Annotated in this window: 24 protein-coding genes, 1 tRNA gene and 2 pseudogenes; 14 read left to right on the top strand and 13 right to left on the bottom strand. The window is 35.5% G+C overall.

Annotated features, from left to right (window positions below; genetic code table 11):
- Positions 1–50 precede the first annotated feature (50 nt).
- On the top strand, positions 51–605 hold the full coding sequence (gene hslV, locus OOK87_RS00530) for an ATP-dependent protease subunit HslV (protein WP_096617344.1): 555 nt from the start codon (positions 51–53) through the stop codon (positions 603–605).
- Position 606: 1 nt separating this feature from the next.
- Positions 607–2,097 (top strand): ATP-dependent protease ATPase subunit HslU, encoded by a 1,491-nt coding sequence (gene hslU, locus OOK87_RS00525; protein ID WP_264687747.1) that lies wholly within the window; start codon positions 607–609, stop codon positions 2,095–2,097.
- A 68-nt stretch (positions 2,098–2,165) separates the two neighbouring features.
- Here hslU and OOK87_RS00520 read toward each other — a convergent pair whose 3' ends face one another.
- Both OOK87_RS00520 and OOK87_RS00515 read right to left on the bottom strand, forming a co-directional pair.
- A complete protein-coding gene (locus OOK87_RS00520; protein WP_264687746.1) occupies positions 2,166–3,107 on the bottom strand; it encodes an FKBP-type peptidyl-prolyl cis-trans isomerase in 942 nt (313 codons plus the stop codon).
- On the bottom strand, positions 3,100–3,891 hold the full coding sequence (locus OOK87_RS00515) for a polyprenyl synthetase family protein (protein ID WP_253309222.1): 792 nt from the start codon (positions 3,889–3,891) through the stop codon (positions 3,100–3,102). Before OOK87_RS00515 ends, OOK87_RS00520 begins: the two co-directional genes overlap by 8 nt.
- A 145-nt stretch (positions 3,892–4,036) precedes the next feature.
- On the opposite strand from OOK87_RS00515, the gene acpP reads away from it, so the two are divergent.
- The 4 genes from acpP (at position 4,037) to thyX (ending at position 7,843) form a co-directional block, all read left to right on the top strand.
- On the top strand, positions 4,037–4,297 hold the full coding sequence (acpP, locus tag OOK87_RS00510; protein WP_341811841.1) for an acyl carrier protein: 261 nt from the start codon (positions 4,037–4,039) through the stop codon (positions 4,295–4,297).
- Between the two features lie 13 nt (positions 4,298–4,310).
- On the top strand, positions 4,311–5,579 hold the full coding sequence (gene fabF, locus OOK87_RS00505; protein WP_253309221.1) for a beta-ketoacyl-ACP synthase II: 1,269 nt from the start codon (positions 4,311–4,313) through the stop codon (positions 5,577–5,579).
- A gap of 122 nt (positions 5,580–5,701) precedes the next feature.
- Positions 5,702–6,979 (top strand): UDP-N-acetylglucosamine 1-carboxyvinyltransferase, encoded by a 1,278-nt coding sequence (gene murA / locus OOK87_RS00500; RefSeq protein WP_264687745.1) that lies wholly within the window; start codon positions 5,702–5,704, stop codon positions 6,977–6,979.
- Positions 6,980–6,988: 9 nt separating this feature from the next.
- Positions 6,989–7,843 carry an FAD-dependent thymidylate synthase gene (gene thyX, locus OOK87_RS00495; RefSeq protein WP_264687744.1) on the top strand — a complete coding sequence of 285 codons (855 nt, stop codon included), beginning with the start codon at positions 6,989–6,991 and terminating at the stop codon, positions 7,841–7,843.
- Positions 7,844–7,915: 72 nt separating this feature from the next.
- Here the strand turns inward: thyX and OOK87_RS00490 are convergent, their stop codons facing one another.
- Positions 7,916–10,762, bottom strand: a complete 2,847-nt coding sequence (locus tag OOK87_RS00490) for an ankyrin repeat domain-containing protein (RefSeq protein ID WP_264687743.1) — start codon at positions 10,760–10,762, stop codon at positions 7,916–7,918.
- Between the two features lie 742 nt (positions 10,763–11,504).
- On the bottom strand, positions 11,505–12,326 hold the full coding sequence (locus OOK87_RS00485) for a hypothetical protein (RefSeq protein WP_264687742.1): 822 nt from the start codon (positions 12,324–12,326) through the stop codon (positions 11,505–11,507).
- 97 nt (positions 12,327–12,423) lie between these two features.
- On the opposite strand from OOK87_RS00485, the gene OOK87_RS00480 reads away from it, so the two are divergent.
- Both OOK87_RS00480 and OOK87_RS00475 read left to right on the top strand, forming a co-directional pair.
- Positions 12,424–12,645: a hypothetical protein gene (locus tag OOK87_RS00480; RefSeq protein WP_253309216.1), complete on the top strand. Its 222-nt coding sequence runs from the start codon at positions 12,424–12,426 to the stop codon at positions 12,643–12,645.
- Positions 12,636–12,911, top strand: coding sequence for a type II toxin-antitoxin system RelE family toxin (locus OOK87_RS00475; RefSeq protein WP_264687741.1), 276 nt, complete (start codon positions 12,636–12,638; stop codon positions 12,909–12,911). Before OOK87_RS00480 ends, OOK87_RS00475 begins: the two co-directional genes overlap by 10 nt.
- Before the next feature lie 43 nt (positions 12,912–12,954).
- Here the strand turns inward: OOK87_RS00475 and OOK87_RS00470 are convergent, their stop codons facing one another.
- The gene (locus OOK87_RS00470; protein WP_253309214.1) at positions 12,955–13,458 is read right to left on the bottom strand and encodes a hypothetical protein; all 504 of its coding nucleotides are present in this window, start codon (positions 13,456–13,458) and stop codon (positions 12,955–12,957) included.
- A gap of 75 nt (positions 13,459–13,533) precedes the next feature.
- Here OOK87_RS00470 and OOK87_RS00465 point away from each other — a divergent pair.
- The 3 genes and pseudogenes from OOK87_RS00465 to OOK87_RS00455 all read left to right on the top strand — a co-directional run.
- A pseudogene (locus OOK87_RS00465) lies at positions 13,534–13,811 on the top strand (IS630-like element ISWpi10 family transposase); the annotation flags it as partial.
- Between the two features lie 267 nt (positions 13,812–14,078).
- Positions 14,079–15,408: pseudogene (locus tag OOK87_RS00460) on the top strand (IS110 family RNA-guided transposase).
- Positions 15,405–16,682, top strand: a complete 1,278-nt coding sequence (locus OOK87_RS00455; RefSeq protein ID WP_264687739.1) for an ankyrin repeat domain-containing protein — start codon at positions 15,405–15,407, stop codon at positions 16,680–16,682. Before OOK87_RS00460 ends, OOK87_RS00455 begins: the two are co-directional and overlap by 4 nt.
- An 85-nt stretch (positions 16,683–16,767) precedes the next feature.
- Here the strand turns inward: OOK87_RS00455 and OOK87_RS00450 are convergent, their stop codons facing one another.
- The 8 genes from OOK87_RS00450 to OOK87_RS00415 all read right to left on the bottom strand — a co-directional run bounded on the left by OOK87_RS00450 (position 16,768) and on the right by OOK87_RS00415 (position 22,641).
- Positions 16,768–17,187 carry a YqaA family protein gene (locus OOK87_RS00450; RefSeq protein ID WP_253309412.1) on the bottom strand — a complete coding sequence of 140 codons (420 nt, stop codon included), beginning with the start codon at positions 17,185–17,187 and terminating at the stop codon, positions 16,768–16,770.
- Between the two features lie 6 nt (positions 17,188–17,193).
- Positions 17,194–18,567 carry a cysteine--tRNA ligase gene (gene cysS, locus OOK87_RS00445; RefSeq protein WP_264687738.1) on the bottom strand — a complete coding sequence of 458 codons (1,374 nt, stop codon included), beginning with the start codon at positions 18,565–18,567 and terminating at the stop codon, positions 17,194–17,196.
- Complete coding sequence (locus tag OOK87_RS00440; RefSeq protein ID WP_264687737.1) at positions 18,560–19,216, bottom strand: exopolysaccharide biosynthesis protein; 657 nt, start codon at positions 19,214–19,216, stop codon at positions 18,560–18,562. The genes cysS and OOK87_RS00440 overlap by 8 nt, the downstream gene beginning before the upstream one ends.
- Positions 19,217–19,305: 89 nt before the next feature.
- Complete coding sequence (locus OOK87_RS00435; protein ID WP_264687736.1) at positions 19,306–19,962, bottom strand: exopolysaccharide biosynthesis protein; 657 nt, start codon at positions 19,960–19,962, stop codon at positions 19,306–19,308.
- A gap of 226 nt (positions 19,963–20,188) precedes the next feature.
- The gene (locus tag OOK87_RS00430; protein ID WP_264687735.1) at positions 20,189–20,677 is read right to left on the bottom strand and encodes a hypothetical protein; all 489 of its coding nucleotides are present in this window, start codon (positions 20,675–20,677) and stop codon (positions 20,189–20,191) included.
- A 5-nt stretch (positions 20,678–20,682) separates the two neighbouring features.
- Positions 20,683–21,282 (bottom strand): hypothetical protein, encoded by a 600-nt coding sequence (locus OOK87_RS00425; protein WP_264687734.1) that lies wholly within the window; start codon positions 21,280–21,282, stop codon positions 20,683–20,685.
- A 289-nt stretch (positions 21,283–21,571) separates the two neighbouring features.
- Positions 21,572–21,739 (bottom strand): twin-arginine translocase TatA, encoded by a 168-nt coding sequence (gene tatA / locus OOK87_RS00420; RefSeq protein WP_006013840.1) that lies wholly within the window; start codon positions 21,737–21,739, stop codon positions 21,572–21,574.
- Positions 21,740–21,912: 173 nt separating this feature from the next.
- Positions 21,913–22,641 carry an ABC transporter ATP-binding protein gene (locus tag OOK87_RS00415; protein WP_264687733.1) on the bottom strand — a complete coding sequence of 243 codons (729 nt, stop codon included), beginning with the start codon at positions 22,639–22,641 and terminating at the stop codon, positions 21,913–21,915.
- Positions 22,642–22,789: 148 nt separating this feature from the next.
- On the opposite strand from OOK87_RS00415, the gene OOK87_RS00410 reads away from it, so the two are divergent.
- The 3 genes from OOK87_RS00410 to rpsG all read left to right on the top strand — a co-directional run bounded on the left by OOK87_RS00410 (position 22,790) and on the right by rpsG (position 24,491).
- Positions 22,790–22,866: transfer RNA gene (locus tag OOK87_RS00410), tRNA-Arg, on the top strand.
- Between the two features lie 765 nt (positions 22,867–23,631).
- Positions 23,632–24,006, top strand: coding sequence for a 30S ribosomal protein S12 (gene rpsL / locus OOK87_RS00405; RefSeq protein WP_264687732.1), 375 nt, complete (start codon positions 23,632–23,634; stop codon positions 24,004–24,006).
- Between the two features lie 5 nt (positions 24,007–24,011).
- A complete protein-coding gene (rpsG, locus tag OOK87_RS00400; RefSeq protein WP_253307294.1) occupies positions 24,012–24,491 on the top strand; it encodes a 30S ribosomal protein S7 in 480 nt (159 codons plus the stop codon).
- Positions 24,492–24,500 lie beyond the last annotated feature (9 nt).

The following is a 24,500-nucleotide window of genomic DNA, read 5'->3' as shown; positions in this document are numbered from 1 at the left end:
TAAAGTAAAGATTAAAGTATAATGAGATTCTTATTTAAAGTAATAGAAAAATGATTCAACACGATAACAATAAAATGTATGGAACTACTATACTGTCAATTAGAAAAGATAAAAGCGTAGTAGTAATAGGTGATGGACAGGTTTCACTGGGCCACACTGTTATAAAATCCGGAGCAAAAAAAGTTAGGCGTCTTTCTGGTGATTCTGTAATTGCCGGTTTTGCTGGAGCAACAGCCGATGCATTTACTCTCTTTGAAAGACTAGAATCTAAACTTGACAAGCACCCAGGGCAATTAATGAGAGCATGTGTTGAACTTGCAAAAGACTGGAGAATGGATAAATATCTAAGAAAATTAGAGGCTATGATGATTGTTGCAGATAAATCTATTTCATTAGTAATTACGGGAACAGGTGATGTTCTTGAACCTGAAGATGGAATCGCAGCTATTGGCTCTGGGGGAAATTTTGCTCTATCTGCAGCAAGAGCTTTAATTGACATTAAAGGAATATCAATAGAAGAGATTGCAAAAAAGGCTATGAAGATAGCTGGCGATATATGTGTTTATACAAATCATAATGTAGTTATTGAAAAGATAGAGGAGTGATATGTCTTCCAAGCAAAAAACTTTGTGCACTAATTTTTCCAATCAGCCTATAACCCTTTCAGAAGGGCGGCCTTGTAGTAGTGACACCTATGATGAAAAAAATGACCTCTATAAAGATACTAAGAGTGGTTTTGATTCAAATGACAGCGATATTCAAGTTAATGACAGTACTCAAGTTTTGTTAGATGACCTGCCACCACAGAAGATAGTTAAAGAATTAGATAGATTCATAATCGGACAGGATGATGCAAAGCGTGCTGTTGCTATTGCGCTCAGAAATCGTTGGCGTCGCAATCAGGTTCCATTTCCATTGCGTGATGAAATCATACCTAAGAATATATTGATGATCGGTCATACAGGGGTTGGTAAAACTGAAATAGCTCGCCGCTTAGCAAAACTTGCCGGTGCACCGTTCATAAAAATTGAGGCAACGAAGTTTACTGAAATAGGATACGTTGGACGTGACGTTGATTCGATAATACGCGATTTAGTTGATGCAGCAATAGTTTTAGTTAAAGAGAAAGCCCATAAAGCCTTAGCTAACAAGGCTTTAATTTTAGCTGAGAAAACAATAGTAAACTCTATGGTAGGCGAAAATGCAACCGAAGAGAGTAAAAAAATTTTTAGAGAAAGGTTGAGGAATAAAGAGTTTGAGGACGGAGAAGTTTCTATTAACGTCAGAGAGAGCAAGAGTATGTTACCTACTTTCGATATACCAGGCATGCCAGGTGGGCAAGTTGGTGTGATGAATGTAACAGAAATAGTGGGCAAGATGTTTAACGGGAGCAAAAAAACAAAAACTATTACGGTGAAGGTAAAAGAAGCGCGTGAAATATTAATTAATGAAGAAAGTGAAAGGCTAATCGATGAAGATAAGATAATCAAAGAAGCCATTGATCTTGTTAGTAATGACGGTATAGTATTTTTGGATGAAATAGACAAAATTGCAGCGCGTACAGAAGTAAAAGGTGAAGTAAACAGAGAAGGAGTGCAACGCGATCTGTTACCACTACTTGAAGGAACAACTGTTACAACTAAGTATGGCCATGTAAAAACAGACTATATATTATTTATTGCATCTGGTGCTTTTCATCAGTCTAAACCATCTGACCTCTTACCGGAATTACAGGGCAGATTACCGATCAGGGTAGAACTTAAGGCACTTACTCAAGAGGATTTAATAAGAATATTAAAGGAGCCAGAATCTAGTTTGTTAAAGCAGTACATAGCTTTAATGAAAACAGAAAATGTGATGCTTGAGTTCACTGATGATGGTATAAAAACCATAGCTGAAATAGCGTTTACAGTTAATAGGCAAGTGGAAAATATAGGCGCAAGAAGGCTTCACACTATCATGGAGAAGCTTTTAGATGAAATAAGTTTCATTGCTTCTGAGAAAAATAGCGAAAAATTCATTATAGACAGCAAGTATGTAAAAGATAAACTTGAGTCAATTTCGAAGCAGCTTGATTTATCTAAGTTTATACTTTAGGAAAAACAAAAAGCCTACTTTAAGTAGTATAGAGAGTGTTCAGAAGGTCAGCCAGTAAGCCTAAAATTTCAGCTATATTCTTTAGGCTGTTTTTCAACAGTAGAATGGTGTGCTGCGACCTCTTGCTTAATATCTAAGCTTAAGTCAATTATTGAGATATTTTCTTCATCATAATCTATGTCTTTTATTAACATATCGTCAGTAATAGTCAAAAGGTCAGGCGGAGAAAGAATAGTTCTTTTATTACCAGCTCTCATTCCCACAACTCCAAGCTCTATAGCAAGTGGTATTTTTTTATCGCCAACCCTAAATTGCACTGTTTGATCTTTGACTATATATTCCCCATTATGCTCCTTTACGCTATATTTAACTGATATCTCATCACCGCACCTTACTTGTTTTCCAGTCTTGTTAATTAAGTCATTAAAAACCATCAGATTATTCACTGAGTCGGGATATTTATCCTTTACTTCGATCAGTTTGACGTAATAAGAATTAAAATTCATTTTGTTATCATTGGCAATAGTAACTACACGCTCTCCGCCTTCTTTCATACCTATCACCCCTAAACCCACTTCTTTTAGGTCATCTTGACCTATTTTAAAAGTAACATCAGAAACTTTGCTAGGGAGTGTTGCTGAGTTATTATTAGAAATTTTATATATTTGCAATAGGACTTCCATGCCACAGAAAGCCTTGCTGCCACTGCCTTCAGTAATTTCATAAAAATTTATCGAATCTTCTTCCTTTTGCTGCGTCATTTCTTCTAAATATTCTGTTAGCCCATGCTTTTCAATATAGCGGTCGAGTGCTGATTCAAGTATTGGCTTCACTAGATAATGTGCTATTGTCTGTATCAAACCACCATGCGTGGCACTTATCTCATAAAGCTTGTCCTTTTTTCCCGGTTTACCTTTGTTTATATAGACAATAGTAAACATAAAAGCAGAGGTTAAAGTGAGAATCATTACTATGGAAATAAGCATTTGTAATATAATTTTTCTAACCATCTTTCTTTACTTGATTCAATAAATCATATAAATAATTAGTATCCCCTGAAAGCGCACTCAAATTATCCAAGCCTTGTTTAAAGAGGGCGTCTATATAGTCCTCTACTTCACTTTTACCAAGTACAGACATTAGATTATTTGTTTTATCTTGTTCGTAATCTTCAATATCATCCTTAGCTTGAAAGATAAGCCCTAGGTTTATCCCGTAGTTATATAACGCTTTACGTTGCTTATCTGTAGCATTCCCTATTATAGCACCTATTTCACATGAAGCTGCAAATAGTTTTGCGGTTTTCATCAAATGAATTTCTTTTATTTTGTTAAAATCTGCACCAATATCTAAAATCTGTCCTCCTACCATTCCCCTAATTCCTATTGCCTGAGAAAGAACTTTCATGATTTCACAGCATTTCTCATTTAACGAAGATAATACCTCAAAAGCCAGAGTAAGTAGTGCATCTCCGGCAAGCACTGCTGTTGCTTCATCAAATTTTTTATGGCAGCTTAGCTGGCTTCTGCGAGTATCACTGTTGTCCATGCACGGTAAATCATCGTGAATTAGAGAGTAAGCATGAACAAATTCAATTGCTGCAGCAACTGATATTACTTTTTTAGCTTCCGCGTTAAACACTCGCGATGAAGCTACGACTAAAAAGGAGCGTATATGTTTTGCAGGAGCAAGGAGTATATAACGCATAGCTGATATAAGCTTATTCTCGCTATTTTCTGGTAAAAGTTTATTTACTTCTACAATAAGCAAATTTTTTGTTGTTTCGTCTAGCATTTTTGAATTGTTAATTGTTTAGCACGTAACGCTAGCCAGCTAGGGCAGTAGAAAACTTTGCTGTAGTTTACCAGTTATAAAAGATATTGCAAACATAAAAATTTTTTATAACATCAAAGAATAGGTTATTTTTTTGGTAAGAAATGTGAATAGCGAACTAGCAAAGAGCACTAGAGAAGACATAGAAGAGAAAGTGAAAAAGATTATACTAGAGCACATTAGTAAGGATGTAGAGAAATTCAACAGCTCTTCAAAGCTTTCGGAGCATGGTGCAGACAGTTTAGATGCAGTTGAAATCATCATGGCAGCAGAAGAAGAGTTCGGAATAGAAATTCCAGATGAAGACGCACAAAAAATGGAAACTATGGAGCAAATAGTTGAGTACATTAATAGTAAAAAAGGCTAATAGTTAGTGTTAAATGAGCAGAAGAGTAGTAGTCACTGGTGTTGGTTTAATCACTCCACTAGCGGCAGATGTTGACAACACTTGGTCAAGGCTGATAAAAGGCGAGTCTGGCATAAAAGCAATCAATACAGATAGATTTGACTCTTCTGATCTTGCTTGCAAGGTTGCAGGGCAGGTGCCTGTGCAATCCGATAACATTGAGAATTACTTTAATCCTGTAGGTTATATTTTTGAAAAAGATCTAAAAAGAACGGATCGTTTTATTCATTACGGCATTGCAGCAGCGATTCAAGCTGTGGAAGATTCATCTTTAGAAGATTCAAAAGTAGATAGAGAACGTGTTGGCGTAACTATTGGCTCTGGTATAGGTGGTCTTCCGTCAATTCAGGAAAATGTTATTACCATGCAGGAAAAAGGGCCCAGACGTGTCAGTCCATTTTTTGTCCCTGCAAGTCTAATAAATTTGATATCTGGCCATATTTCTATTAAATACGAATTTACAGGTCCAAACGATTCAGCAGTAACCGCATGTGCAACAGGTGCGCATGCAATCATAAATTCAGCAAGAACTATAAAACTTGGTGAAGCGGATATTATGATTGCAGGTGGAGCAGAAAGTGCACTGTGTAGAGTTGGAATTGCAGGTTTTGCGTCTATGAAGGCATTATCAACTAAATTCAATGATAAACCGGAAGAAGCTTCAAGGCCATGGGATGCAGAACGCGATGGTTTTGTTATGGGTGAAGGAGCAGGTATATTGGTGCTGGAGGAATACGAACATGCAAAAAAAAGGGGGGCAAAAATACATGCAGAACTGGTTGGGTACGGACTCACAGGAGATGCGCACCACATTACAGCACCACATCCAGAAGGAAGAGGCGCATTTAAGGCAATGCAGCTTGCCTTAAAAAGTGCGCAAATTAATCCAAATCAAGTAGGATATATCAATGCACATGGAACTTCAACGCCACTTGGAGATAAAATTGAAGTAATAGCAATGAAACAGTTATTTGGTGACTACGTTTATAAAATACCTGTTTCTTCAACTAAATCTTCTATAGGACATTTACTTGGTGCTGCAGGGAGCGTTGAAGCAATATTCAGTATTCTTGCGTTAAATAATGGAATTATTCCGCCAACCTTAAATTTACATAAACCTTCAGAAGGATGTGATTTAAATTTTGTACCGTTTAAAGCTCAGGAGCATAAAATTCAATATGCACTTTCTAATTCGTTTGGTTTTGGTGGCACTAATGCATCGCTCATCTTTGGACAAGTGTAATCAATTTTGCTGCTAAATAGCTAAAATGTACGAACATTATGATCTGTGATAGCTATATTATCTGTAATTTGCCTTTTACTTTCGATTTACTATACTTATTTGGTAAGATCTAGCTTAATTAAATGCACAAAATATTAGTAAGTAGTAACCATAAACCTCTGGTCGGAAAAATCAAGATTAATGGCTCAAAAAATGCTGTTTTACCAATAATGGCAGCAAGTCTATTGAGTAGCTTCTCGGTAATTTTGCATAATGTACCTGATTTAATTGATGTGCATCTAATGTCTAAGCTGCTTGAGAGTCTTGGAGCGAAAGTGAATTTTACACGCAATAAAGATTATAAAGCAAATCATACTTTGGAAATTGATTGCAGTAATATCAACAATCACGTAATGTCACACGAAACTGCAAGTAAGCTGCGAGCATCTCTTTTAATGCTAGGTCCAATTCTCAGTAGATTTGGTAAAATCACAACAGTCTTTCCTGGTGGATGCAATATCGGAAAGCGTCCCGTTGATATGCATATCAAAGCATTAGAAGAAATGGGAGCTAAAATTGAAGTTGAAGGCTGTAATATAATTGCAACAGTGAAAGGAAAGCTACAAGGAAAAGAAGTTATACTTGAGAAAATAAGCGTTGGTGCAACAGAAAATGTAATAATGGCAGCAACACTTGCAGAAGGAGTGACAATAATAAACAATGCTGCAACGGAGCCGGAAGTTCTTGATTTAATAGAGTTCCTAAAGAAAATGGGTGCTAATATTGAGATTAGTGATACAAGGATCACAATAACAGGAGTTGAAGAATTAAATGGATGTGTTCATAAAATAATACCAGATCGCATAGAAGCAGGCACCTATGCACTAGCTGCTATAATAACCGGTGGTAAGTTGGAGTTAGAAGGAATAAGTCTATCTGATATAAGATGTATTGTGAATGAATTGAAGGCTATAGGGGCTAATGTTGAACTATATAATGAGGGGGTTATGATTTCCAGAAAAAATTGCTCTATTAGGTCTGCTAACATTGCAACAGATCCATACCCCAACTTTCCCAGTGATATGCAACCACAACTGATGTCTGCAATGTGCATCGCTGATGGGATATCAGTAATTGAAGAGAACATTTTTGAAAACAGATTTGCACATGCAGATGAATTGAGAAAGTTAGGCGCTAATATCAGCATCGAGAAAAGCAAAGCTACTATAAGTGGAATAAAAAGCTTATCTGGAGCTAATCTGTGTGCCACTGACTTAAGGTCAACAGCAGCTTTGGTACTTGCTTCTTTGGTAGCTGGTGGAGAAACTACAATAAATAATTCGCATCATTTATGGAGAGGATATGAAGCAATGCACGAAAAACTCAATTCATGTGGAGCTGATATTTCCATTTCATCTTGAGGATATTTTATGAATGAAGCAACTAAACGAACTACAGTAAAAGAGATAGATGAAATCTTATATGAAGAACATAAGGTATTAGACCATGGATTTATTCGAGTAGTGGATTATATGGGCTCTGATAGCGCTATAGTTCAAGCTGCTCGTGTTTCTTATGGCAAGGGAACAAAACAGATAAGTCAGGATGAAGCACTTATAAAGTATTTAATGAGACATCATCATACAACTCCATTTGAAATGTGTGAAATTAAGTTTCACGTGAAACTTCCAATTTTTGTTGCAAGGCAATGGATAAGGCATAGAACTGCAAATGTGAATGAATATTCGGCAAGATATTCAATACTTGACAATGAATTTTATATACCAAAACCAGAACAGATTGCAAAACAATCTGATAATAATAAACAAGGTAGCGGTGAAGCTTTTGATCCGGATACCTCAAAGGAAATAATAGATTCTCTAACAAACGACTCTAATTTAGTATATTCTCATTATGAAAAATTTATTGAGCAGGGGCTTGCAAGAGAAATTGCCCGAACTAATCTAACGCTTAATTACTACACGCAATTTTATTGGAAAATAGATCTGCATAACCTCCTTCATTTTTTGAAGCTTAGAGCTGATAAGCATGCCCAATATGAAATCAGAGTTTATGCAGAAGTTATGCTGGATATAATAAAAAAATGGGTCCCATTGGCCTACAATGCCTTTGTTGAATATTGCCTAGAATCAGCTTGTATTTCAAGAACTGGTCTAGAAATAATTTGCAAATTAATTAAAGGGGAAAACGTTACTAGAGAAGAAAGTAATATTGGTAAAAGAGAATGGGACGAGCTGATGTCTATACTTGATAAACAATCTTAAAGATAAAGGCATACGTGTCAATCTCCTCTGTCAGTTAACTCTCGTTCACCAAATTGAATCTTGCTTTTTACATCACATTAACTCATCACTTCTATAGAACATCTCATTAAAATCATCCAAAGTTCCAAAATCTTTATTTTGAACAAATAGATGACCATCTGTTATGTATGCCTTAGGCAGGGTAAATGGTTTATCATAATGCTGCGATGCTGGCCTAACAATTTCATTATATAAAACCATTACTTGCTCGTAGTTATATCCATCACCAGCATGATATTTACCACGTACGGTATCATAAAAATTCTTTATATCATCATATGTCACTTGCAGCTCCACCTCATACTTTCCCACCTCAAGAGGACTTCCTGTCCTTATTTTTAAGGGATGTTGTGCATTTGCAATACTGTTAGAATCTTCTGCTTCACTATCAGAATTTTTATCCATATTTTCTATCACACTTGCCATAACAGTTTCTTGTTCTTCTTCTATTGGTTTTGCTTGTTTTTCAATTTTATTATTGCTACTGTCAGTTTCCACAGTGACTTTTCTTGTTTCCATATCTTTTTGAGCTTTCTCATTACTTTGCTTGCGTATTTCATCTCCATGCAATTTCTCCTGCAGAGCTTTTTCCATGTCAGCATAACCGTCACGATTGCTTTGCAAAGCTGGTTGATCTTCAACATAACTGCTGCTATCATCTGCTTGCATTTGATCTATATAGTTAGATTCTTCTTCCTGTATAGTATTTTTTGTAACTCCCTTAAGGTAATCAAGCATATCTTTTCCAGTCTTTTCCCAACTTGCAGCATCTGCATATTTTCTATCATTATTGATTACATCCTTTAATATTCTTCTATCATCTATCCATTGTTCAGCATGCTCAAATAGCGTCCATCCTTCATTACCACAAATATCAACATCAGCTCCATTCTCTATCAGGTACTTTACTTTGTCCAATTGCCCATGCCTTACTGCATGAATAAGTGGTGTCCAGCCTTCACTATCTCGAACCTCAATATTTGCATTATTCTTTATTAAATATTCTAATATCTCTTGATTTCCTAAATTAACAGCAAAGTGTAAAGGTGCTAAACCGTAACTATCTTTAACATTAACATCTGCACCATGCTTTATTAGATATTTAGCCACTTCCATGTTTTTTATACTCATAGCAAAATGTAATGGAGATTTACCAGAACTAATATCTCGAGTATTAATATCTACATTGTGATCTATTAAGTATTTAGCTATCTCTGTATGTTTGAGTTCAATAGCATAATGTAGTAGTGTTTGAGCAGAGGTGTTTTTGACATTAAGATCTGCACCATGTTGAGCTAAATATTCCACCATATCCAGCTCACCTAGCTTAACAAAATGGAATATCGGATTACGTACATTAATATCTGCACCATTGTCCACAAGATATTTTACTAAAGCTGTGTTCTTTATAGCATAGTCGAGCGGCCTGAGATTGTGAGCATCTGGAATATTAGGATTTGCACCATGTTCCACTAAGTATTCAACTATTTCCATGTTTCCCGATTTTATGGCATAGTGCAAAGGTGTCTTAAAACAAGAGTAATCAGTTCCTTCGTAATAAATATCTTGAGAATTGAGATTTGCACCTTGATCGATAAGATATTTTGCTATTTCTGTATTTCCTGATTTAATAGCATGATGTAGCGGTGTTTGTCCGGCTTTATCTTTCGCGTCAATATTTGCGCTATGTTCTACAAGTTCGATAACTTCATTCAAATCCCCTGATAAAGAAGCAGAGTGCAAACGCGTCGCACCGGTTACCTCATTTGTTTCATTTATGTTTCCTATAGTATCTTCTGCATTATCTTCTTCAACTGCCCTTTTCTTTCTAGATTTGACTTCACTTTTCACTGTAACTTCTTCGTTCATAGGTTGATCACTAAACATAACTTCTGCATCTATCTGGTTACTATCTTTCTCCAACTCATGAGATAATTTTTCAGATAGCTGATCACCACTCAAATATGGTTCCTTTGAATATTTAGCGTAATTATAGGGATCAGTGCTGTCTGCTGAATAAAACCCACTTTCAAAGTCTGAGTAGAAGCTTTGATTGAGCGCGAAAAATAAATTTTCATAATCAAGTAGCATGTCATAATCAGAGCTAACACAATGCAAGAATTCACTATCTTCATAATCTGCTATATAGAATTTTTCGGAATCAAGGGTAATTTCATTTGTCCCCTTACCTTCTGCAGTAAACTGTAAAACTACTTCTGAACGCCCGTTACCTACGTCATTACCTTTTACCACTTTAAACAAGGTAATTTCACCTTTTTCTATGAACTCCTTTAATTTCTCATTCTTTTGATCTAATTCTTCTTCTGCTTGTCTTTTCTCTCTTATCAATTTCTCCTCTTTTTCAGTAGCTCCATTTTGCAACTGTAAAAACATCTCTTGTGTGGTTAAGCTATTTGTGTTGCTTAAAAAATTATCTAACATATTTGATGCAATTGGTGACAATTCACCGTGATCATCAAATACTTTTTCCTTTGCCTTATCATAGTGATTTGGGTTATAGATTGCATAAAGAGGATAAAAGCCATAATTTGCTATTGACGCCCCATCAGATGATAGTTCCATTGAGAATCCATAGTGATTAAGTGGAAGATTGGAAGTTAAATATCTACCGTTATCATCCCTAACGTATAGCTCACTTCTACCATTGTGCTCACTATATTTATTGTAGTAGATATAAAAATTCTCATGGTTAAGATTGAAGTGATCATCTAGGTTATCGAATTGAATTGTACTGCCAAGCTTCTCACGCAAAAGATTTTTGCTTTCATCTGTAAGCCTCATACGTGCAGAAAAGTAGTATCGATCTATAGGTTCGCCTTTTTCTATCTCAAAGTTCAAAGTAATCTTGTCGTTGACCATTGGTAGCCTCCAAACATTATGTAAATCTATTCATTATTTTATTTATCAATCATACGGTGTGTACTATGAAAAATGTGTTAAGTATTAAGATTTTTTTTTCTGTATCTAGATAAGGTAACAGTAATCTGTCATTTCAGCGCGTGAAGCTGGAATCTAGCTTTTTAAGTCATGAGAGCTACGAAAAATTACTTTACAAACTCCGCCAGCCCCCTTATCATGAAACTGAAGCTATTTATTTATCTTCGCAATCTGTGCAGGTTAATGACAAAAAACTTAGGGTATTTGGCGTCTCATGTTTAATTTTTCGCACTACGTGCATCGCATGTCTTTAAAAATTTCTGGGTTTTTACCTATAAAAGCCGAAACGCGCTTACAAAGCGTTTAAGACAGCAAAAAACGTCAAATTGACAAGGGAGAATTTGAATGCTAGCTACTACGGGGTTTCTTTGCCTTTTTTTCCGCTCAGTAAATTTCTTAACGTTTATAATTTAGGTTAGTTGCAAGTTAAAAGCAGCTAAATCGCTCTTAATCAAGCGTTTTAGAATAAAAAAACGCCGATATTTTAGTACATAGTAAATAGCCAACCACCAACGGGGTTTCTTTTGCCTTTTTTCTTCGTTTAGTAAATTTCTTAATGTTTATAGCTAAAGTAACTTAGGTTCATCGACAATCGTCATCCCGCTACGTGTTAGCGGGATCTATGCTAAGAGATACCGCGAATGAATCGCGGTATGACGGTTAATTATTCCGTGACGGTATCTGCTTTTTCCTTGATCCTAAGTTCCTGCATTGGCAATCTATTCTCATCAATACTCGTGCCATCTTCAAGTACTGCAGGTATTATGATCTTCTCAAACTGTCGCTCTGATTTTTTCTCTAAATAACCAAATATGTCGTAAACACTGATCCTTTGACCAATCACTAAAAATGGCGTATCAGCAGTATTACGCCTTGAAGTTATGCATTGTTCAAACTTTTGACAGGCACTGATCAGCGATACCCGACTATAAGCGCAGCTTGCATCATGTAAATCATCAAGGATAATGCAACCACCGTACTTTCGACCTTCATCAAAATCAAGAGAACTATCCCCAGCTCCTGTACCTGTTACATGCCCTGATATTGAAAAGCCATTAACAAAACCTCCTTCTTTAGTTCTAATTACTCGCGTACTTTTGCGACCAACTACTTTTACGTTTGGAAAGACTTGACGGTAAAATGGAGACTCAAGGACAATGTGCATTTCATTGATTTTTTCACGCATCAAATCTCTTTGGTGCGTAATATACATAAACTTTGCCCTTGGATTATTACCGAGGGCAAACGCCACATGAAATATAAAACCCAGTGTTGTCTTAGCACAGCGTGGTGGTATGTTCCACCATTGACTGTGTGCTTTTTCAAACACCAAGCGATTAATGCTGCTGAACAGCACCCACAAATAGTTTTTGCTGCCATCTTTTCTTTTTAAATTTAATCTGATATTAAACACTCGCAGCATGCCTTGAAACGCAAAGAAACCAAAATCTTTGCGGCATAAAATAATATCCTCCTGAGATAGCATTTTTCATCCTTTAAACTAATTCCAGCATACACTAATTTATTGAAAAATTAAAAAAAATGTTGTAAAATTGTTACAGTAGTAGATTTTGGTAAAACTTATGGCAGACTTAAACGCTAATATAGTTCTCAGTAAAGAAACTTTACTGCACCTTGCCGAGCTAGCTGAGCTCACTAAGCAGCCTGCTCAAGAATTAGCAGAGAAACTACTCAAAGAAGCAATTGAGCTTGAAATCGAGGATTTTTTAGTGTCTAAAATTTCTGATGAGCGTGATGTTGAAGGCGCAGAAACAGTTGATTTTGAAGATATTAAGTGGGACTAGAACGTTATAAAATTAAGTCTCTAAAGAGCGTTACTGAAAGGGATTTACCAAATCTTCCAAAGACAATAAGGCTAAGAGTTCAAAAGGCTATAAAAGAACGACTTACAGTCGATCCAATAAATCTTGGTGAACCACTACATCATAGCTTAAAAGGGCTCAGAAGGTTAAGAGTAGGTGACTATCGCGTGGTCTACAGGGTAGATCAATCAGAACGTACAGTGGTTATCACAGAGATAGGACATAGAGATACTATTTACAAGAGATAAGTACATTCTTTTCTTTATTGAAAAAATAAAATGCTGTAGTTGGCTATATTGCAGCCTTACCCGCAACCTGACCAAAATTATCTAACATTTGATTCATAGCTATCCAACGATCATTTAAAGATTTTCCGTAAGAAGTGTAACCACCACCTAGATTTTGACCAATTTGTGCACCAAGTCCATGTGCTCCGATAAGACTTTGCAGCCCTCCTAAAGATGAACCGATAAAGTCATTCAAGCCACGCGACGCAAGTTCAGAGTTTAAACTTGCAACTTTAGATAGACCATAGCTTGATTGATCAAGCCTACTTGCTCTTAATTGGTTGCCAATCATTTGATTGCTAATAAACTGCTGGTAAGGATTGCCTTGATATTGCGATGCTATTTGATTAATAAATCCTCCTGGACCATCTTTTCCTAAGCCCCCAAGACTATCCATGAATTTATTGTACCGACCATACAATTCTTTTTGTACTCCGATATTATTTTCAAATTGGCGATTAGCTTTAGAACTACCAAAAAGAAAGTCAAATAAATCTCCTAATACCAATTCCCGCTATACAAGTAACGGATAGACAATAATGGAAAAAAGCCATACTGGAGTAAGTAAAATAGCGAGGTTTAAATGGCATTAAGATCAAAATTATTGGATGAAAAAGTGAGCAAAAGAAATGCTGAAGAAAGTAAGAAATAATGCATATGTTGCAAAAAAACTAAATGCTGTAATTGCAGCAAAAAAGCATAGTATAACAGCCGTAGCAAAAATATGTTGCATTTCAAGAAAGGCACTTACTGCATGACCTAAAATTTGGCAGAGAAGAAAAATTATTTGCTCCACCTCAACGCCGTAGAAAAACTATATTGAACCAAAGCCAACTTGAACAAGTTGAAGCATGGATACAAGCATCGAACAGACGAAATCTGTCAAATCAGAAAGAAACACACAAATTTAAGTTTTTAGTAGTTTTCAAGTATAGTTGTACAGGGAGCGCCTCTGCAGTTATGACCGACATTTTCAATGGTGCCTAAGTGCCCGTATGCAAGCATGGTTTTGGAAGGAACGGTCAAATCATTGATGGAGTCATTTAGACTACCTCGGTTAGGAGATTGTACTATCAACCGTTCCAAGCTGAAGCGTTTCCCTATTACAAATTATATGTAGGAGTTACCATGAAAAAAGCAAAAAGTAAATTAGAAATAGTGAATCCTAATGCAGCAGGAATAGACATTGGTTCAGCTGTACACTATGTGTGTGTACCTGAAGGAAGAGATGAACAACGCGTTCAGAAATTTGGCTGCTTTACTGAAGACCTTCATAACTTAGCACAGTGGTTGAAAAAGTGTAAAGTTACAACAGTAGCTATGGAATCAACAGGAGTATACTGGATTCCTTTATTTCAAATACTTGAGTCATACAAATTCGAGGTAAAATGCACGGCATGTAAAGAATGTACCTGGTAGGAAGTCTGACGTTCAAGATTGCCAATGGCTCCAACAACTGCATAGCTACGGACTGCTTCATGGATCGTTTAGGCCAGATAATCAGATGTGTGTATTGCGCAGTTACGTGCGGCAACGCAAAAATCTCACTGAAAGTGCATCTACACATATTCTGCGTATGCAGAAGGCATTAATTCAAATGAATATACAATTACACAAGGTTATTAGTCATATTACTGGGATAACTGGTATGAAAATCATTGAAGCTATAATTGAAGGCGAAAGAGATTCTGAAAAATTAGCAGAATTCAGGGACGTGCGAATGAAAAATGATCAGTCTACTATTGCAAAAGCGTTAGCTGGTGACTATAGAGAGGAACACTTATTCACGCTAAAGCAAGAATTTGAATTATATAATATTTATCAAGAAAAAATAGCAGAATGTGATAGAAATATTGAAGCCTATTATAAAACGTTTGAAACAAAGTCTTGTGAAAGCAAACAGCTAAGTAAGCAAAAGAATAAAAATAGCAAAAGTAAGCCAAGCTTTGCTTTGTATGAGGAACTGCACCGAATAACTGGTATGGATTTCACTAAAATTCCTGGATTTGATGTATTAAGTATACAAACCATAATTTCAGAAGTTGGTATAAACCATAGTAAATGGCCAACAGAAAAGCACTTTTCGTCGTGGTTGGGACTCAGTCCTGCTAATAAAGTTACAGGGGAAAAAGTGTTTAACACAAGAACACGTAAAGTCATTAACCGTGCTGCGAATGCTTTGCGAATAGCTGCTCATTCTGTAGGAAATAGTAAAAGTGCGTTGGGTGCATACTACAGAAGATTGAAAAAACGACTAGGAGCACCAAAAGCAATAACAGCTACTGCAAGAAAAATGGCATGCATATTTTATAGTATGCTCAAATACGGACAGGAATATGTAGAAAAAGGAATGGAATACTATGAAACACGCTATAAAGATAGAACTGTAAAAAATTTGATCAAAAAAGCGAGCGAATTTGGCTACATATTAGTTCAACAAGAAGAGTTAGTTGAGTGAGTTTCTTAGGAGAAGATACCTTAAGAAAAGTTCTGGAATTGATAAACGGCAGTGATTTAGCAATAGATAATTTTATTCATGTTGCATCTATTTGGGGACATGCAAGTAAGCACAGTAGGTTGATTGATGATTTTTATTTTAGTTCTATTTATTGTGAGCACAAAAGTACTATATTACATTTACTAGCTGAAAATAGTGACTGTGAAGCAATTCAAGGAATACTAACGCATATAAAAGAAAAACATTCAGATAGATTTAGTTGTGTTCTTAATGCTAAGAATAAGTATATTATTACCCCATTACATTCAGCTGTTTATGGTGGAAACTTGAATGTAATAGAATATCTTGTTGAAAAAAACGCAGATATCAACGCTAAAGATAAAGACGGTTTAATTCCATTACACGTGGCTGCTGAGTATGAAAACTTAGAAGCAGTAAAGTACTGCATTGAGAAAGGTATTGATGTGAACGTTAAAGATGGATGTGGTAGTACGCCATTACATATGGCTGCTTTGTATGGAAATTTGGAGATAGTGGAATATCTTGTTGTAAGAGGTGCAGATATTAATGCTGAGGCTAAAGGAATATTTTACAGTGGGACTTCATTACATATGGCTGCTAAAGGTGGAAACTTGGAAGTAGTGGAATATCTCGTTAAAAGAGGAGCTTATTTAAGTGCTGAGGATAAAGATGGTATGACTCTGTTACACGTTGCTGCTGAGAATGGTAACTTGGATATAGTTAAGTACTTCGTTAACAAAGGTGCTGACATTAACGCTAGGAATAGTATTGGTAATACTCCATTATATATGGCAGCTTTTTGTGGAAAGTTGGAGGTAGTGGAATATCTTGCGGACAAAGGTGCTAACGCTAACATCAAGAACAAAGCTGGCAATACTCCATTACATCTTGCTGCTATCAGAGAAAAAGTTAATATAGCTAAAGTGCTACTAGAACACAATGCAGATATTAATGCTGAAAATGATGAGGGAGCAACAGTGTTACACTATGCTATTATAGGAAAAAACTTGGAGGTGGTGAAGTACATTATCGAAAAAGGTGCCAATGTCAACGCTAAGGATAAAGATGGCAAAACACCACTACATCATGCTGTTCTGATGGGAAAAGTTGATATAGCTATGGTATTACTAAAACACAATGCAAATGTTAATGCTAGAAATAATTGGGGAATGAAAGTATTAGGTTATGCCGCTGATGACCACCAAGAGCTTGTGGAATTGCTTTTAGCTCATGGTGCATCCTATGACTACTAGAAATTTTGCATTTAATTTATAGCTCCGCTTCTATCAGGGCATAGGATGACAGAAGTGGGCTTTAATAGCTGTAGTACTATAGCTGTTATACTCCAAAAGTAAGTATTAGATATAACAAATAGAAGAAATTAGATAGAATGATTAAAGGGGCAAGGATATAAAGGTTTAACTTGAAATAACCTGATAAAATTTGAATCACACTTCCAAGTGCTGGCACCCATGAAAGTAATAAAGTTGCAAAAATTAGCAAATTTTTTGTAACTTTTGGCATTGTATATTCGTTTTCTAATTTGTGGTATGATTCTCGCATTAAGATTGTTATTCTACCTAAATACCAGTTAACTATTCCACCAAGGCTTGATCCTAGTACTCCAAAAAATAACATAAGTAGTAGATTGTGATGTGATCTAAAGTACAGCATAGCTTCAAACATAAAGCCTTGGTGTATAGGCAAGATTAACGATGATAATAGGCTATCTTTAAACAGCAGAAAGTAATCTTCCATATAAGTTTACCAAGTTGTTGTACCATCTTCATTGTCAGAAATTGTAACCCCCATTTGTTTCAACTGATCCCTTATTTTGTCTGCAGTATCGTAATTTTTATTTTTTTTTGCAATTTTTCTTAAGTCTATCAACCTTTCTATTTCTTGATGATTTACATCCACAGCAAACCACTCTTGATAACTTGACTCAAGAAGACCAATAAATCTGGCACTCTTAACAAAACTCTCAGTTAATTTAAGCTTTTCACTTTCATTACTCATTTTGTTAATTTTTGCAGCCATTTCATGCAGTATAGCTAGAGCTTCAGGAATGTTTAAGTCGTTTTTTAAAGCGTCTATAAAATCTTTAGAAATCTCTGCGTTACTTTCATCAATATTCGTTGTATCTAAGCCACGTAATAACCGATAAAATTTATTTAAGGTTTCCTGTGCATCAGAAATAACGTTTTCTGTCCAATCAAGTGGTTTTCTGTAGTGAGTTTTGAGCAGTGCATAGCGTATTACTTCACCCTTTATTCCACTATCTAGCAAATCTCTTACTTTGACTATATTAAATAAGGACTTGCTCATTTTTTCTTCACTTACTGTAAGAAAGCCGTTATGTATCCAGTATTTTGCAAACATTGATCCAGCAAATGCAGACTTACTCTGTGCAATTTCATTTTCATGGTGAGGAAATTGTAAATCTATGCCGCCACCATGAATATCAAAATCTTTGCCAAGATAAGCATATGACATTGCTGAGCATTCTATATGCCATCCAGGCCTGCCCTCTCCCCATGGGCTATTCCAATAACTTGAAAGTTTGTAGTCAATATCACTTGCAGGCTTCCACAGTACAAAATCTCCAGGGTGCTTTTTATTTTCATTAACTTCAACTCTGCTACCTGGAACCAATTCATCAGTTTTTTTTCCTGATAAAGCACCATATTCATGGTAAGATTCTATATTAAAATACACGTGTTTGTCAGACTCGTAAGCGTGGCCTGATTGCAGTAAATGTTCAATTAATTCTATAATATAATCTACGTTTTCCGTTGCTTTTGGTTCGTGTGTTGGCTCTTTACAATTTATGCTTTCCATATCATTATGAAAAGCTTTAATGTAATATGTGGTTATACTTTCTATGTTGCTATTTTTCTCACTTGCTGCATTGATTATCTTATCATCAATGTCGGTTATGTTACGCACATAGGTAACTTTGCCATAACAAAACTTAAGTAGCTGAAATAACACATCATACACAACAACAGACCGTGCATTGCCTATATGTGCTGTGTCATATACTGTTGGTCCGCAAACATACATTTTCACATGATCTTTATCGATTGGTGTAAAAAGTTCCTTTTTTTTTGTTAAGGTGTTGTAAAGCCTAACCATATACGAAGCTTTTGAGAAAAGAAAATGCCCCAATGATAAGTTGTGGCCCTTTGACTACTACAACAAGAGTAAGCAATAGTCCGCACAATGATATTAAAACTCCCAATATGGATAGAAACCCATCTTTACTCATAATACCAAGTGAAATAAGAGTCGTACCAATTGCAGGAATAAAGTTGGTAAGAGGTAATGGAAGAGCTATTGATAATGCACAAAGCAACATTACAAAAGCTAAAATTTTTTCGCCAGGCCCATAGAAAATAAAAGACATTCTTGGCTTCATGAATTTTTCTATTTTTCTTAATGCTGGAGAAGTTTTCTCCACCACAAGAGCTAGTGTTGAACGTTGAAAAGATCTTCTTTCTAGCCAACTGGGCATCCAAGGAGAATCAAATCCAAATAGAAGCTGCAGTGAGAATAAGATTAAAGGTATAGAAAGAATAGTTGTATAACCAGGTGGAACCGGTATAGGCACCGATAGTGGCAAGGAGAAGATGATTATTAAAATACCAAAACCGCGCTCATGCAAAGCTGTTTTAATATCGAACAAAGTTACTTTATCGCTATCATTGTTATTGGTATCTGCAACCTCTTTTAGAATATCAGAAGCTAGTTTATCACTTTTAGTCAACTTATCATTTTGTGACACGAAAAACCCTTGATAAAAGTAATTCTTAACACAATTATTGTTTTATTTCAATATGCATATTCATTTCGCGCTAGTACTTCATTCTTTTGTTAAAGTGTTGTAAAGCTTTTAAGAAGAGAAAGTGCTCCGGTTATAAGTTGTGGTCCTTTGACTATTACAACAAGAGTAAGCAACAACGCACACAATGACACTAAAACTCCCAATATGGATAGAAACCCGTCTTTACTCATAATACCAAGTGAAATAAGAGTTGTGCCAATTGCAGAAAGGAAGTGAGTAAAAGGTAATGGAAGAGCTATTATTATTGCACAAAGCAACATCATAAAAGCCAGAATCTTCTCACCAGGCCCATAGAAAATGAAAGATAGTCTTGGCTTCATGAATTTTTCTATTTTTTCTAATACAGGGGAAGTTTTCTCTACCACAAGAGCTAGTGTTGAACGCTGAAAAGACCTTCTTTCTAGCCAACTGGGCATCCAAGGAGAATCAAATCCAAATAGAAGCTGCAGTGAGAATAAGATTAAAGGTATAGAAAGAATAGTTGTATAACCAGGTGGAACCGGTATAGGCACCGATAGCGGCAAGGAGAAGATGATTATTAAAATACCAAAACCGCGCTCATGCAAAGCTGTTTTAATGTCAAACAAAGTTACTTTATCGCTATCATTGTTATTGGTATCTGCAACCTCTTTTAGAATATCAGAAGCTAGTTTTTTATCTTTAGTTAGTTTCTCACTTTTTTGCACAATTATCCTTTAATCAAACTATTCCTTTTAAACTAACGTAATTATTGCTGTATTTCAATATACATTTATTATTGTTAATTGTTAGAGTTAAAGTACAATCGTAATTTTGTCATTATACTTGCAGTTGGTGCAAATGAAGTTGTTTGTTACAGCATCAATGCAATACAGTTTTCCCTTGCGTGTTTTTTGGGTTACACGCAAGGGTTAAACTACCTATAAAAAAAAGTTATAGTATATCATTAGTATCTGACTGTGAATAACGACTTTCGTCACTTAATGGATCAGAATACAATGAACTCTGTGATAATTCGATAGATTCACTTTCTTCTTCTGTGCCCCATATCCATGATATAAAACTTCTAAAAATAGATGCAATAGATGAAAATACACCAGGTTCACTCGTTTGTGTAGATTGACTTTCTTCTGTGTTATCATCTAGCTTAGCGGTTTCTTTTTGCACTTCTCTTTTTTCTCTATAGAGTTCTTTGTTATTATATAGTGTATCTCCTTCTGTTTCCTCTTCCTCCACTATATTTGTTTTTTTATCATCTTCATTGCTTTCTCTAAGCTCTAATGCCTTGTTATGAGCTGGATTTTCATATTCTTCAGTTTGATATTCTTTTATCTCTCCACTATCTATATCTTTTTTGTTTTCTTTTTCTACTTGACTCCCAATTAAATTTCCAACTAATTCAGGGTCTAATGAATTCTTCATACTTGTTAATAGCTCATTTGGAACACATGGCCCAGCTCATGACCTAAAACAAAGTCCATACCGGCAAATTTGTATACTACTATCGCTTTACCATCAGTTGCACCATAAGCATTATCTGCGTCAATGCCAGCTAATTCATTATATTTCTGGTAATCATTCTTGTTGTTAAAAACATTAACTTCTAAATTTAAAGTTGTTTCAGGTTTGTTTACATCAAACAATTTTTTAAAATTTTCATAAGCAGCATGAATGTCCTTTTGAATTTGGAACTTCTCTTGTGATGACATGTCATCATACCTTATATTATATTTTATACCTTCATCTTGGAATGAAAATACTTTTGGTAATACTTCCTCTATAGTTTCTGGTGCTTTGTCAAAGATCTTTGACTCTGAAGGCTTATATATCTTATTAAAGAATTTTGGTATACATTGTTCTCTAATGTTATATATATGATTCCCATCCATATCACGAACTTCATAATTGTATACAGGATTTGAGTTATTTTTGATTAATTGAAACTTTTGTCCATTAGTGTTAATACCTATTTTACCATTATAATCTTCAGAATAGTTTTTGTATTGTTGATTGTTATTTTTACTCATTTTCATACCTCACTATTTAAATAAATTTACTCTTACATTATCAGTATAGTATGTATAAAAATTTATTAATAATAATGATTGTATTTTTAAATTTTCACTACAAGACTTGTTTGTATGCTATATAAAGTGACCGCGAAAATTTCTATAAAGCATTTTAACAATATTAGAAAAATTATGAATTCAGAGGAAGGTGAAGCAGACGCAACAGCTTAAGCGGAAAGATTGAAAAATAATTGATGCTTTAAGTGAGTAACACGCACCTTAGTGCGTGTCACGAAGTATGAGGACGCTAACGATCTGGTTCATTAGACGATAATTTTTCTGAGTCCTTAAGCTCCTGTTTAAGGTTTTTGATGCCTTTTCCTAAATCACCCATAACTTGCGGTAATCTGCCTGCACCAAACAGAACTAAAATTATTATTAAGACTAGAAACAATTGCCATGGTCCTAAACTCATTTTCACCTCCATTTAAAATATTGACCTTTAAATATTAAAACTTGACTGAAGTCAAGCAACACATAGATTATATCACCTTTATTTAATTATAAATCAAGGTTTTTTAATTATTTTATAACAATTCCAAATTAGATTGTTTTCTTGCAGCGAATAAGTGGAAACTTTTCGCTTAACTATAGAGTAGAGGAGAGCTCACTAAAAAACTTTGCTAGCGTATCATCTTTAGGCCTATGGTATATATCGCTAGAAACTCCTGATTGAATAATTTTACCATTTTTCATTACGTAGATAAAATCTGCAACTTTCAATGCTTCTTGCGGGTCATGAGTTACCATTAGCACAGGGATATTTTTACTTCTAAAAAGGGACAATATATGTTGTCTTATTCGGCACTTGAGCAGTATATCCAAATTAGAAAATGGTTCATCTAACAACACAACATCAGGGTTTTGTGCCATCACTCTTGCTATTGCAACTAATTGTTGCTGTCCTCCAGATAAGGCGTTAGGGTACATATTTTCATATTTTTCTATATTGAGTAACTTCAAGATTTCCAATGCAATTAGGTGCTTTTCTCTCTTGGAAGAGCTGCGGATAGCAAAGGTTATATTTTCTACTACTGTTTTGTGAGGAAATAATGCAGAATGCTGAAAAATCAATCCGATATTTCTATCCTCTATAGCGACTGATGCCTTATTGCTTGCAACTAACCTATCATTTATAAAAATAGTTCCAGATTTTGGATTTTCTATCCCTGCAATTAATTTCAAAATTGTTGACTTGCCACAGCCAGAATGCCCCAATAAACATGCAACACTTCCTTTTTTTACTTTAATGTTTATATTGCTTAAAGCAAAGTCGTCTTGATTGTTATAGAAATAACCAATGTTGTTAACTAGCATTAATCTTACTTAAACCATGTTATTAAATATAATAGCATTATACTCAAGAAGTACAGAAATGTTTCTTGTCGTCATAAATTGGTTATGCAAGAAATCTAGAAAAGAGAAGGATTTTTTGCTATAACTTTACATAAATGGTAGGAAACACGGGACTATAGCTCAGCAGGATAGAGCGTTGGACTCCTAATCCGAAGGTCGTGCGTTCGAATCGCACTAGTCCCACCACATTGCTTCACAAATTTCATGGAGATTTTTTTTCACAAATACACACACCTATTCCAGTGTCAAGCACTGGAATGACAAGTTCTTGGCAACCCCTACGTCATACCGCCGCGGTATCTCTTAGCATAGATCCCGCTAACAAGCAGCGGGATGACGAGGTTATCGTCATGCCACCGCGAACCGTCATACCGCGATTCATTCGCGGTATCTCTTAGCATAGATCCCGCTAACACGTAGCGGGATACTTGACCTTTACAGGGATGACGGTTGTCGTTTAGTTATAAATATTTAAGAAATTTACCAGGCAGAAAAAAAAGGCAAAGAACTCCCGTGGTGCGAGTTTTGACCCTATAATAATTTAAACTGGCGCTGTAATAATGTGCTAACGCTTAAAATAAGCGCGATTTGGCTGAATGTAGAAAAAATAAAAAAGACATGCAGCCGCTATAATTTTATGTAATCCGCCAAAAAATACCCTAAGTTTTTTACTGAATTTTGTCATTGAGCCTGCAGGTCAAAAACAAGTTTTGAGTCATGAATACCCTTACTATCATAATAAGGGGGCTGGCGGAGTTTGTCAAGGAAGTTTTTTGTTTCTACTGAATGACAGTTGTGGCTTGGGAGGTAGTGCAAGAAGTCTACTGATGGCTTTCAAAGCAGTTGAGCTTAATTATTAGAGTAGTAATGTTTATTTTTATATTGACTATTGAGGTTTATTATTTTATAACTAAAAACTTAGTTATTTTAATGAGCTTGAATTTATAACATATGCCTACGATAAATCAATTAATATGTAAGGGTAGATTAGGATTGACCCATAAGAAAAAGGTACCAGCTTTGGGAGAAAGCAACCCTCAAAGGAGGGGTGTTTGCACTAAGGTGTATACTACAACTCCTAGGAAGCCTAACTCAGCACTCCGTAAAGTAGCCAGAGTAAAAATTAGTGGGTATGGTGAAGTGACAGCTTATATACCTGGTGAAGGTCATAATTTACAAGAGCATTCTGTTGTTTTGATACGTGGTGGGCGGGTTAAAGATTTGCCAGGTGTGCGTTATCACATAATAAGAGGTGCCCTTGATCTGCGTGGCGTGCAAAATCGAAAGAAAGCTCGTTCAAAATATGGTGTAAAGAAATCTGGTTAAAATTTATGGCTCGTCGGAATAAAGCAAAAAAAAGAGAAATAAGTCCTGATTCGCGTTATGGCAGTGTTTTGCTGATGCGTTTCATTAATACAATCATGAAATGTGGTAAAAAATCTACTGCAGAAAAGATTATCTATGACGCTTTGTCTTTAGCTGAAAAGAAAATAGGCGAAGGTGGGTTATCAATTTTTGAAACAGCGGTAGGAAATGTTACTCCTTCTATAGAAGTGCGTTCTCGACGCATTGGTGGTGCAACTTATCAAGTGCCTGTTGAAGTTCGACAAGATAGAGCGATTTCTTTAGCGTTAAGGTGGATTGCTAAAGCAACTTCTGCTGCTCGAAAAAAGAGTGGAAAAACCACTGTTGATTGTTTGCAATCTGAAATACTGGATGCTTATAATAAACGCGGTGGTGCGTTTAAGATGTGCGAAGAAAAATATAAGATGGCTGAGGCTAATAAGGCATTTTCTCATCTTCGTTTTTAATGTTAGCTA

It is taken from the genome of Wolbachia endosymbiont (group A) of Sympetrum striolatum, from assembly GCF_947250715.1.
In the GTDB taxonomy this organism is placed as follows: domain Bacteria; phylum Pseudomonadota; class Alphaproteobacteria; order Rickettsiales; family Anaplasmataceae; genus Wolbachia.
This window is presented reverse-complemented; position numbering and strand designations above follow the sequence as displayed.

Coding starts and splice junctions, on each gene's coding strand:
- rpsL (WP_264687732.1), top strand. CDS start 23,632: ATGCCTACGATAAATCAATTAATATGTAAGGGTAGATTAGGATTGACC.
- fabF (WP_253309221.1), top strand. CDS start 4,311: ATGAGCAGAAGAGTAGTAGTCACTGGTGTTGGTTTAATCACTCCACTA.
- hslV (WP_096617344.1), top strand. CDS start 51: ATGATTCAACACGATAACAATAAAATGTATGGAACTACTATACTGTCA.
- tatA (WP_006013840.1), bottom strand. CDS start 21,739: ATGAGTTTAGGACCATGGCAATTGTTTCTAGTCTTAATAATAATTTTA.
- OOK87_RS00480 (WP_253309216.1), top strand. CDS start 12,424: ATGGCAGACTTAAACGCTAATATAGTTCTCAGTAAAGAAACTTTACTG.
- OOK87_RS00430 (WP_264687735.1), bottom strand. CDS start 20,677: ATGAAGAATTCATTAGACCCTGAATTAGTTGGAAATTTAATTGGGAGT.
- hslU (WP_264687747.1), top strand. CDS start 607: ATGTCTTCCAAGCAAAAAACTTTGTGCACTAATTTTTCCAATCAGCCT.
- OOK87_RS00515 (WP_253309222.1), bottom strand. CDS start 3,891: ATGCTAGACGAAACAACAAAAAATTTGCTTATTGTAGAAGTAAATAAA.
- OOK87_RS00415 (WP_264687733.1), bottom strand. CDS start 22,641: ATGCTAGTTAACAACATTGGTTATTTCTATAACAATCAAGACGACTTT.
- cysS (WP_264687738.1), bottom strand. CDS start 18,567: ATGGTTAGGCTTTACAACACCTTAACAAAAAAAAAGGAACTTTTTACA.
- murA (WP_264687745.1), top strand. CDS start 5,702: ATGCACAAAATATTAGTAAGTAGTAACCATAAACCTCTGGTCGGAAAA.
- OOK87_RS00450 (WP_253309412.1), bottom strand. CDS start 17,187: ATGGAAGATTACTTTCTGCTGTTTAAAGATAGCCTATTATCATCGTTA.
- OOK87_RS00425 (WP_264687734.1), bottom strand. CDS start 21,282: ATGAGTAAAAATAACAATCAACAATACAAAAACTATTCTGAAGATTAT.
- OOK87_RS00485 (WP_264687742.1), bottom strand. CDS start 12,326: ATGCTATCTCAGGAGGATATTATTTTATGCCGCAAAGATTTTGGTTTC.
- thyX (WP_264687744.1), top strand. CDS start 6,989: ATGAATGAAGCAACTAAACGAACTACAGTAAAAGAGATAGATGAAATC.
- OOK87_RS00490 (WP_264687743.1), bottom strand. CDS start 10,762: ATGGTCAACGACAAGATTACTTTGAACTTTGAGATAGAAAAAGGCGAA.
- rpsG (WP_253307294.1), top strand. CDS start 24,012: ATGGCTCGTCGGAATAAAGCAAAAAAAAGAGAAATAAGTCCTGATTCG.
- OOK87_RS00520 (WP_264687746.1), bottom strand. CDS start 3,107: ATGGTTAGAAAAATTATATTACAAATGCTTATTTCCATAGTAATGATT.